Source organism: Oleiphilus sp. HI0117 (genome assembly GCF_001635235.1).
In genome coordinates this window covers 1-1,664 of record NZ_LWGA01001416.1, presented here as the reverse complement: position 1 = coordinate 1,664, position 1,664 = coordinate 1, and the positions used below count along the sequence as shown (strand labels likewise).

Annotated in this window: 2 protein-coding genes; one reads left to right on the top strand and one right to left on the bottom strand. The window is 45.2% G+C overall.

Features of this window, described 5'->3' with window-relative positions; genetic code table 11:
- Positions 1 to 648, top strand: a 648-nt coding sequence (gene hypE / locus A3757_RS23850; RefSeq protein WP_068740414.1) for a hydrogenase expression/formation protein HypE, incomplete at its 5' end; no start/stop codon positions are given.
- 567 nt (positions 649 to 1,215) lie between these two features.
- On the opposite strand, the gene A3757_RS23845 is transcribed toward hypE, so the two are convergent.
- The gene (locus A3757_RS23845; protein ID WP_082865380.1) at positions 1,216 to 1,506 is read right to left on the bottom strand and encodes a TfoX/Sxy family protein; all 291 of its coding nucleotides are present in this window, start codon (positions 1,504 to 1,506) and stop codon (positions 1,216 to 1,218) included.
- Positions 1,507 to 1,664: the final 158 nt, after the last annotated feature.

The following is a 1,664-nucleotide window of genomic DNA, read 5'->3' as shown; positions in this document are numbered from 1 at the left end:
GTTAAAATCGTTACCGGTGATACGAAAGTGGTAGAGCAAGGCCATGGTGACGGTGTTTACATCAACACCACAGGAATAGGCGCATTGCCTGAAGACATCAACTTATCACCTGTGAATATAAAGGCTGGTGACAAAGTCATTATCAGCGGAACCCTGGGAGATCACGGCACCTGCATTATGTCTCAAAGGCAAGGTATGAACTTTTCATCCGCTCTAAAGTCTGATTCACAAGCGCTGAATGATCTGGTTGAAAGCATGCTGGAAGCTGCCCCCGCTATTCGCTGTATGCGCGACCCAACCCGAGGTGGACTCGCTGCGGTTTTACACGAACTATGCCAAGGCAGAGCTTTAGGTATTAGCCTGGAAGAGGCAAACATTCCTATTAAACCTGAAGTCGCCGCAACGGCTGAACTACTAGGCTTAGATCCACTGCATATTGCCAACGAAGGTAAACTTGTTGCAATCTGCCCAGCTGAGCAGACGAAACAACTGCTGCAAGTGATGAAACAACACCCTAAAGGTCGAGATGCTGAAATCATTGGCGAACTAATCAAAGATGAAAACGAGCTGATTCAACTCACTACAAACTTTGGCGGTAAACGCCTGATTGAGTGGCGTTACGCTGACCAATTACCGAGAATTTGCTAGGTAACAGTTCACAACTCAAAAAAGATCTTGTTAATCAAATGTTACACATCGCAAAACTTTTGCTACAGACCCAAGGCATCACCTGTCATATGATTACATCATCGAAGTACGGAACAGCGATTCAGGCCCACGGTTTCGGAAACAGATTTCATGATTTTCTTTGACCCGACTCTTTAGTCGGGTTTTTTATTGGCTGCGATTTATTGCTTTGATGGTTATGTGTGACAAAGTAGTGCCAAAAGCTGACGTTTCTATATCAATAGAGTGCGCCGTGCGCACCAGCGGAGTTTGATCGTCTCCTCCGTAGGCATAGGATCCACCTCTCGCTTGATCAACCTCGTGCTAGCCCTCATGCGAGCCGTGGAAGGCTCTGCCTACAGGCCTGGGGGAATTGGTTTGGCCACCCCTATTTATGTTTGTTTGAGCCACGGAGTTCAGAGGTGCGCATGGCGCACCCTATTAGAGTTGTCAGAGTCTTAAATGCAGACTTTAACGTAGCTCAAGAAGTTCACTTCTTTCTTCTTTAACAAATGCTTTTTAATGAATAACCATAAGGCTCTAACTTGCTTAAGTCGTAGTATCTTGAGAAAACATCCTCTCCAGCTCTTGGCAACCATCTAACTCGCTAAGCAAATAAGACTTCTCTCGCCGGGCCACGTCTAGCCAATGTTCACCTTTAACAGCACCAACTAAAGCGTACAGAAAATTTAGGCTGACTTTATCATTCGAGGCTTTAAGCTTGAGAAATGCTTCAATGGGACCAATCCGATTTAACTCTTCTACAGAACAGACGCCAACAGCAAGCAAGTCCGCTTCGCTTTTTGGACCCAAGCCTTTTAGATCTCTTAAACGCATCATAAACCTACAAACTAAATCGTAGTTTTTGTTTGATCTCTTGCGCCGTGCGCTCAGGCTGTTCTTGCATAAAACAGTGCCCACCCGGCATTTCAATAAAATCGTAATTCAAATTTGCTTCGTGAACTTTTGCTTTAGAGCGTTTCACAAAGGGGTAAGTC